This window comes from Thermodesulfobacteriota bacterium, assembly GCA_039028315.1.
Classification (GTDB): Bacteria; Desulfobacterota_D; UBA1144; order Nemesobacterales; family UBA2774; genus CR02bin9.
This window is the reverse complement of the sequence record JBCCIH010000094.1, coordinates 1-8,862: the sequence shown is the minus strand read 5'-3', so window position 1 is coordinate 8,862 and position 8,862 is coordinate 1. Positions and strand designations below refer to the sequence as shown.

Below are 8,862 nucleotides of genomic sequence, written 5' to 3'. Positions count from 1 at the left end.
GCCACCAATAATTGTTATCTATTTTATCTTATTTCTTTCTTCTTCTTACAGCTCTAACTCCGAATGCGAAGGCTACAGGTACTAGAGGTATAAGTACGTTAGCCAATGCTGTTCCAAGCTGAACTGGGCTTCCAGCGATAGCACAACTACTACTTCCGCCTCCACCTGGTGTTGGTGTTGCTGTAGGTGGTACTGTTGTTGGCGGTGGTGTTGTAGGTGTGATTGTAGGTGGCACAGTTGTTGGAGGTGGAGGTGTAGGTGTAGGTGTTGCTGGGTTAAAGTTGTCGCTTAGAACTAAAGCATCATCTATACCTAATCTTTCGAAACATACTGTTGCGTCTCCACAGCTCTGGAAATCCTCAAGGTCATCATAGATACCTACGAATACGTTTGAGAATGCAGCAACTGGTCTGTATGGAGGTCCATATACGTCAGCAAAGTTGATATGTACAACATCAGCTCCTGCCTGAACATTGCCAGGAAGAATGTTGAATAGACCATAAAGTGTTTCTGGTCTGATTGTATCAAGCTTAGCATAGTCTTCACCATTTAGACATCCAGCTTCTGAAGGATTGTCTGGGAATTGGCAAGACTCTGACTCAATGTTTGTTCCATTAAGGATGAAGTTGTTAACTGTAGCAGCAACTGAATCCTCTGGAGCAGCACATCCACTTGTTTGACCTGTGATTACCTGAAGTGTAAATGTTCCTGTTCCGTTAGTGCTTAGTGTTTCGTTAAGTTCATAACCTGTACGGCCGAAGAAATCATATGTCTGACCGCTAAGTGTTATACCAGCTCCTGAATTAGCGATTAACGGAATAACTGCACAACCCCAAGCTGGATTATCAAAAGCATCACCAGCAACTCCGCCAGCCTGATAGCAGTTTGCGTCTACTACTGTATCTGTAGCGTTGTTAATAAGAGCAACTACAGCGTAGCTCTGGCAAGTATCGTCCATTCCTCCATAAAACTGAAGGTTATATGAAAGAGTCTGTGAATCACTGTTAGGAGCACCTAGAACAGTTATATCACCACTTTCTAGTATAGATACATTATCGTCTCCAGCGCCTACGTCGATCAAAGTTGTATCCTCTAGGTTTGTAAATGATCCACCTGTGTAAGATCCGCCATTGTTTGTGTCAGCACTTATTACCATAGCAACAAATGGGCTGAACTCAGAGTTTCCAGGAGTAGCCTCTATTGGTACTAGCTGAACTAGAGGATCAATAACCTCTGCAATGCTATTTGTTTGGTTACCTGGCTCTGACCAAGGTGAGAAAGCTCCTGTTCCAAAGCTTGGATTAGGAACTCTGTTCACTGGGATTCTCATATCTACGGTATCACAAATTGCTTGTCTAGCATATGTGTTAACACCATATAGATAGTCATCTGAATCGTGAACGATCAGCTGACCAGCTAGATAGTTGTGAGCTAGTGCTGTTTCAGCAGAAGTACCACAATCTTTTACAGCGGTAACAACTAGCCATCCCTCAACTCCCTGAAGGTTGGCATCACCGATATCTGCACCGTTATTAGCAACTAGGTCGCCAAAGTTATATTCGTGTGTGTCATATCCTGTGTATGTATCACAGAAGTCTCTGATTTCTACACAATCTTCGTTATGTATACGAACGTGAACCTCAAGATCTCCTGAGAAGAACTCGTTGCTTACGTTATCACTTGCATTAGTAACCTGAAGATATGTGTTTCTTCCGTCTACCTGTGTCCACCATGAAACTAACTGTGATCCAGTTTCGTTTGTTGGTGTTGGTGTTCTTGTTTCAGTTTCGTCAACGTGCTGCCAATCAAGTCCGGCAACAGCGTCTGCACCTGAATTCTCTACTGTACCAATTAAAGATCCAGTAAAATTAGGCATTACAGTTCCACTTCCTACGATCTCAGTTTGTAAGATTCCTGTAGTGTGTGGAATAGCTGGGCAAAACAAACCGTTTAGCCCTACTTGGCCTTGCGCCTGGTTTTGAAAACCAAACCCTAAAAGGACAAGCATCACAACAGCTATTAATGAAAACCTTAACTTGCTTATCATTTATTTATCCTCCTTTTCAAATTTTGTTATATGTTCACAAATCATATTGTTTTCACCTTAAAGGATTATTGTATGGATGGTCCGCCAAGAGTTAGAATCTCTTGTTCGCCAACTTCCCACCAGGAATCCATTGATCCTGTTCCATCACCGTTGTTAAGCCCAATATAACCTACAAAATGAGCTCTACATTCAACTCCAGCACAGGTAAATCCTGAGAATGGTAGGTCTAACCAACCAGCGATGTTGTTGCTTAGAACGTTGTCGGAACAAACTCTGTTGAGCTGACCTCTACTGTTAGGTAAAGAGTCATCAATACCTCTGTTTAGCTCACCAACAGCACAAGCGAATGTTGTCGGGCTACATGAAGTATCATCTTCATCTTCGTCCCAAATTAAGACCTCATCAAATGGGCTTTGACTACCAAACGTTGTTATAATGTTTGGAGCTGCAGAAACTGAACGCTCATTTTCAGGGCGATAAGTTATACCAATGAGATCTGCTAAGTTATGACCGTTTGCACGGCTAAAGTTAACAACCATTCCCTGACTAATATCCTGGAAGATTGTATCTTCAGTACCAGCAGCGTTAGCTCTGTACTCATAACCAGCCTCATCAATAATTCTAAACATACCAATTAGTGATGATCTTGGGAATCCAGCCTCAAGTGAGATAACTACAAATCCGTATGTACCCGCTGGACGGCTACATTCTTCCTCACCACCGTTTGTGATGCCTGGGCCGGAATTGGTTACCATGTTTTCTACATCATAAACATGGGTGTCGTTTTCAGTAAGCATGTCATCGAAGTTACACTCTTCGCACTCTCTGAAGATAGAATTAACGTCGAAAACCTGCACATGAATGTTGACCTTTTCTGATGCAGTGTTGGTTACCTGTATAAAGGTATCCCTTTCTCTTGTATCAAACGGTACAACAAGTCTGTCTACTCCTGTGTCAGTCTGGTCAACTATTGGTAAATAATCAAAGCTTTGACCCATTGCCTGCATAGGAACTACTAAAAGAAAAGCAAGCACTAAAAAGTACTTTAATTTGGATAAACTATCCTGTAGCATTGAACCTTTCCTCCTTGTTTTGGTATTGTTCATTAAGTTTCCTTTGTTCATATACATCCTCCTTTCAATTTAATAACAAATAAAACTAGGGATTTGAAAAGTCTTACCAACATCCATCTCCCTCAAAAAACAAATCTCCCGTTAATTCCTAGACTGCTCAGAATTACAACATAGTTTAAGGGAGTTGTCAAGCCCTTTTCTCTTGTAAATCCGAGAACCGACGGGACAGGTGACATCACATCCTTCCTCCTTCAAAATTAAAGCAATTACATCATAAATAGAAAACATTGTCAAGTATTTTTGAAATCGCTAATAAAAAACCATTTCCTCCGTTTTGGCAATAACTACTTAAAAAATTAAATCAAACTCCGAACATTTAATATAATCTGCATACTCTCTATATATAAATATAATATTATCATTAAAACCCAGATTATGAAATGCTTATCATTACTATTCTAATATGAATTATTAAGAGCAATAATGCAAGCTTGTTTAACTAGATTTATTAATACTATACCTAATCCCCCAAATATGGCTTCAAACAATAATCATCCATATAACAATTGTCTGCCAGCTAAATCAAATTATCTACATACACTGCATATCCTTTAGTTTGAGAATACCAAATTCATAAATCATTGCTCTAAGAACACCAGATTATATATAGAATGAGTTTGCAAGATAATAAAAAGGTAGAGAATAGAAAACATATGATGTATATAATTGATTAGATATATTTGTGCTATTTCATTCATAGGGGTGTATTAGTTTTAATCAATTCAGGAATACGTCCAAGATAATAGATTATTTCAATTTAGTTAAACAAATTGATTTCTAGAGTATAATTTAAATTTCGCAGATATACATTCATTAGACTTTAATGCTTTGTTATTTGCTTGCCACTGTATACTGTATATAGTGTGGTAATAATTCATTTAATAAGAAGGAGAATCATGTTGATAAGGTTTTTGAATAAATTTAAAAGACAGTTTGCTACGGCAGTATTCTTTGCTGCTATCACATACACTCTAATTGTATCCCCCAGTCTAATTAATTTACATACAACCAGCCAAGCACAGAATTTAAATATTACCAACATAGTAATGCAGTATGTAAATAGGTATTACGTCAACAAATCACTAATCGAACCAAAAAACATGCTGGTTAAGGCTCTAGACAGATTAGAAGTCATTGCTGATGAAGTACTAGTAGATTTCCCGCAAGGCGAAGAGGGCTCAATTGTTGAAGTTCAGGTTGTAAATGACAAACAAACATTTGATATCAGCTCTATTAATGATCTAAATGATGTATCTAATAAGTTAGAAGAAATTTTTACCTTTGTGGCTCCTAAGCTCAATTCAAGAGATTATGAAGTAAGTGATATAGAGTACGCAGTGATTGATGAGATGCTAAAAACTTTAGACACTCACTCCGGAATAATCACACCTGAGGTCTACAAAGAATTTATGATTGAGACTGAAGGCAGTTTCGGCGGGCTCGGAATTGTTATAGGGATTAGAGACGGCGAGTTAACTGTTATTTCTCCAATCGAAGGAACACCTGCCTATAATATAGGTATCAAACCTAACGACAAGATTGTGCAGATAGAAGATGAATCCACAATTAATATGTCTCTTTTAGAAGCAGTAAGTAAGTTAAGGGGAGATAAAGGAACACAAGTTGCTATACATATTAATAGAGATAGCTTTGCACAACCCAAAGAGTATAAGATCATCCGCGACACAATTAAAATAGAGAGCGTTGAGACTTTTGATCTTGATGATGGAATAAAATATGTGAGGATCAGAGACTTTCAAAAAAATACTTTAAACAGCATAGTCGCAAATCTAAAAGAAGATGAAAAACCTGCCAAAGGAATCATTCTTGATCTAAGAGGAAATCCTGGGGGCTTATTAGACCAAGCCGAGAGGATTTCTAATATGTTTTTGAGTCAGGGTGTAATTGTTACAACCAAAGAAGGCAATTCTGCTAACCACTACCATGCAAACGATAAGGATTATGAATATCTAAACAACGTTGTAGTTCTTGTAGATGCCGGAAGTGCAAGTGCTTCGGAGATTGTAGCGGGGGCTCTAAAAAATAATGACCGTGCAGTTGTAATAGGCGAGAGAACTTTTGGCAAAGGATCTGTGCAGCAGATTTTTGATTTACCCGATGGTTCTGCGCTTAAGTTAACAAGGGCCAAATATTTCACCCCCGGTGACATCTCAATCCAAGATGTAGGGGTAACGCCAGACATTATTCTTCACCCAACTACCATTAAGGAAGATACAATAATATTTAATTCAAACTTAGAGCCTAGACTAAACAAATTAAACGGAGATGCTGCTGAAAAAGTCCAGGAGAAGAGGGAAGAGCCTTTATACACGATTACATATCTAGAAGATATTAAGGTAGAAGAAGAAGGAGAGGAGCCTACTCCCGAAGAGGCTTTAACAAAACAAGAGAAAAGAGAACGATTAGAGAATGATTTTTATGTTTCGTTAGCTAAAGATATTATTTTGTCTTCAGAAACTCCTACAAGACAGCAAGCTCTAAACCAAATACAAAAAGATATATCCAAAATAACCAAAGAAGAAGATAAGAAGATAGTTGATCAGTGGCAAACATTAGGCGTTGATTGGGACTATGGCAAATCACCATCTTCTAAACCGGCTTTGAATATTAACATTCTCCCTCAAACTCCAATGGCTAAAGCTGGCGAGGAGGCTAAGTTAACAGTAGAGGTGGAAAACAAAGGCACTGAGCCATTATACAGACTAAGCGCAATCACAGAGTCTGAGAATTTAGTTCTAAACGGCAAAGAACTTATCTTTGGCAAAGTAGGTCCTGGAGAAAGTAGATCATGGAGTACAGATATAGAAATACCTAAGTGGGCCTTAACCAGAGAGGACAAGGTCACACTAAAGTTTAAAGACGGACACGAAACAACTATAGATGACTATGACTTTAATTTAAACATAGCGGGACTGGACAGGCCATTGTACGCGTTTAACTACGAGATAGTTGATGACGGAAGGTTTGGTTCATCCGGAAATGGAAACGGAACACCAGAGCCTGGAGAAACTATTGCGCTTGTGTTAAGAGTTAAAAATATAGGTCTTGGAAGTTCTGAGAAAACAGTTGTAAGTTTAAAAAATGAATCAGGCGATACTGTATTTTTAGAAAAAGGCAGGGCTGAGCTTGAAAATCTTAAACCAGAGGAGATAAGACAAACGGAGTTTACATTTAATGTTCAGAACAATGAGTCTCCTATTGAGTTTGAGATACAGATACTTGATGAAGTCTTTAGAGATGGAATAGTCAGCAATGTCTCAATACCTAACAGCAGTGAGACACAAGCATATAAAAAAGTGAATGAAGAGGTTAAGGTTTCAAAAGACAACACTCCTATTAGAGGGGGTGGTTTTTCCAGTGCACCTATTATCGCGCTATCTGAGCAGGGAGCTACATTTAACTCAAGCGGAAGAAGTAACGGCTGGATCAAAATAAACCTTGATGAACAAATGTCAGGTTGGATAAGCAAGGATAAAGTTCAAACGGCATCTAGCTCTGAAAATGGACAACCCGTAAATCCGGTTTTTGTTGAAACTTTTGAAGCCCCACCTATTATTAACCTTATAGATCTTCCGGTTTCGACAAAATCAAATGTTATAAATCTTTTTGGGGATATAAAAGATCAAGACGGCATTGAGCTCGTCTCAGTTTTTATTGGAGATGACAAAGTAGCATTACTGCCTTCTACAAAAACAGACGTCCCTGTATCAGTTGATCTAAAACTTGAAGAAGACATAAACTTAATAACTATAATAGCAAAAGACTCAAAGGGCCTTCTTTCAAAACAAAGCTTTGTCGTAAGAAAAGAGGGTTAACAGGAAAGCGGGCTTGATTCTTAAATTCATACTGAGCCGCGCTTTCACAGGGTTATTTGTAGTACTGGTTGTAGTAACAATAACTTTCTTCCTATTAAGGATGCTCCCTGGCGGGCCATTTGATGAGGAGAAAGAGCTTCCTGATCAAATCCGAAAAAACATTGAGGCTAAGTACAATTTAGATGAGACGCCGTGGAAACAGTACCTTATATATTTACAGGGCCTTTCAAAAGGAGACTTTGGCCCTTCCTATAAATATGTAGATAGATCAGTAAACGATATAATAAGGGAAACACTTCCCGTCTCAGTAGAGCTGGGGCTAGTTGGACTCTTTTTATCAATAGCTCTAGGTAGCATAGTTGGAATAGTCTCAGCTATTAGGCCAAGGGGAATCTTTGACTTCCTGGCAGTATCTACAGCAACAGCCTTGGTATCTGTGCCGAGCTTTGTAATTGGAGCTGTTCTTATATATTTCTTCTCAGTAAGGTTTAGGCTTTTACCCGCAGCACTTTGGGGTAGCCCTAGCCACGTAATATTACCAGCTCTAACTTTGGCCGCAGGCCCTGCTGCCTATCTTGCTAGGCTTATAAGAGCAAGCATGCTTGAGACCTCTGACGCGCTTTTTGTAAGAACAGCCAGAGCAAAAGGTCTAAGCAATTTTATGGTTATTACCAAACACATTCTTAGAAACGCACTTATTCCGGTAGTAACTGTAATGGGTCCAATTACCGCATTCCTTATTACAGGATCATTTGTAGTAGAGCACATATTTGCCATACCCGGCATTGGGAGGTTCTTTGTGTTAGCAGTTTCAAACCGCGACTACCCGCTGGTCATGGGAATTACTATTGTATATACCATCATTTTGGTTCTCGCCAATCTTATAGTGGACATACTATATGTATATCTAGATCCTAGAATAAAGTTTGATAAGGGCGGTATATAGCTGTGAGAAACATCAAACTAATAATAGAGTATGACGGAACTAATTACTGCGGCTGGCAAAAACAGGCCCAGGGGCCCACAGTTCAAGAAGAAATACAAAATGCACTAAAAAATATTACGAGAGAAGAAATTAACCTCTTAGGATCTGGTAGAACCGATTCTGGTGTTCACGCATTAGCTCAGGTGGCAAATTTTAAAACTGAGAGCAAAATAAAGCCCGCTGAGTTTCAAATGGGACTTAACTCAGTTCTGCCAAAAGATATATCTATAGTACAGGCAGCCGAAGTAGATCAACAGTTTCATGCCCAGTTCTCAGCCAAAACCAAAATATACCTTTATAAGATATATAACAGCCCCTCACCTTCGGCTCTACTTAGGGATAGAGTTTGGTTTATGCCTCAGGAGCTTGATTTGGAAAAAATGAAAGAGGCTTCACAATATTTATTGGGTGAGCACGATTTTAAGGCTTTTGCTCAGCTTGGCTCCGAAGTAAAAACAACCACCAGAACAGTTACCAACATCTCGCTAGTGCAAACAGACAGCAATATGATTGAATTCTGTATCGAGGCAACAGGCTTTTTAAAAAGGATGGTTAGGTTAATAGTCGGCACTCTAGTTCAAGTGGGAAAGGGTAAGATAACACCTACAAACTTTGCTGAAATACTAAATTCTGGGGAAAAAACAAATTTCGTCTACTCTGCGCCCCCGCAAGGTCTATACCTTAAAGAAGTAAAATACTAAATTAGGTATAATCCCCTATTCTATATATTTCTTTACCTTAATTAAGGAGAACAAATGAAATATCTAAGATATGAGTATAAAGATAATATTGAGCGCTATGGGATTTTACAGGGAGAAACAATTACAGAGATTGAGTGGGACCTCTTTGGCGATTACATGC

Annotated in this window: 5 protein-coding genes; 3 read left to right on the top strand and 2 right to left on the bottom strand. The window is 38.8% G+C overall.

The genetic code is table 11. The features are described from left to right. Positions 1–28 precede the first annotated feature (28 nt). Both AAF462_07040 and AAF462_07035 read right to left on the bottom strand, forming a co-directional pair. Positions 29–2,047 carry a hypothetical protein gene (locus tag AAF462_07040; protein ID MEM7008876.1) on the bottom strand — a complete coding sequence of 673 codons (2,019 nt, stop codon included), beginning with the start codon at positions 2,045–2,047 and terminating at the stop codon, positions 29–31. 65 nt (positions 2,048–2,112) lie between these two features. Then, on the bottom strand, positions 2,113–3,171 hold the full coding sequence (locus AAF462_07035; GenBank protein MEM7008875.1) for a hypothetical protein: 1,059 nt from the start codon (positions 3,169–3,171) through the stop codon (positions 2,113–2,115). 905 nt (positions 3,172–4,076) lie between these two features. Between AAF462_07035 and AAF462_07030 the strand changes: the two genes are divergently transcribed. Genes AAF462_07030 through truA form a run of 3 tightly spaced genes read left to right on the top strand, consistent with a single transcriptional unit; the run spans position 4,077 to position 8,702 of the window. Beyond that, positions 4,077–7,016 (top strand): MXAN_5808 family serine peptidase, encoded by a 2,940-nt coding sequence (locus AAF462_07030; protein ID MEM7008874.1) that lies wholly within the window; start codon positions 4,077–4,079, stop codon positions 7,014–7,016. A 13-nt stretch (positions 7,017–7,029) separates the two neighbouring features. After that, entirely contained in the window at positions 7,030–7,962 is a 933-nt protein-coding gene (locus AAF462_07025) for an ABC transporter permease (protein MEM7008873.1), read from the top strand. Positions 7,963–7,964: 2 nt separating this feature from the next. Beyond that, the gene (truA, locus tag AAF462_07020) at positions 7,965–8,702 is read left to right on the top strand and encodes a tRNA pseudouridine(38-40) synthase TruA (GenBank protein ID MEM7008872.1); all 738 of its coding nucleotides are present in this window, start codon (positions 7,965–7,967) and stop codon (positions 8,700–8,702) included. The last annotated feature ends 160 nt before the right edge of the window (positions 8,703–8,862 follow it).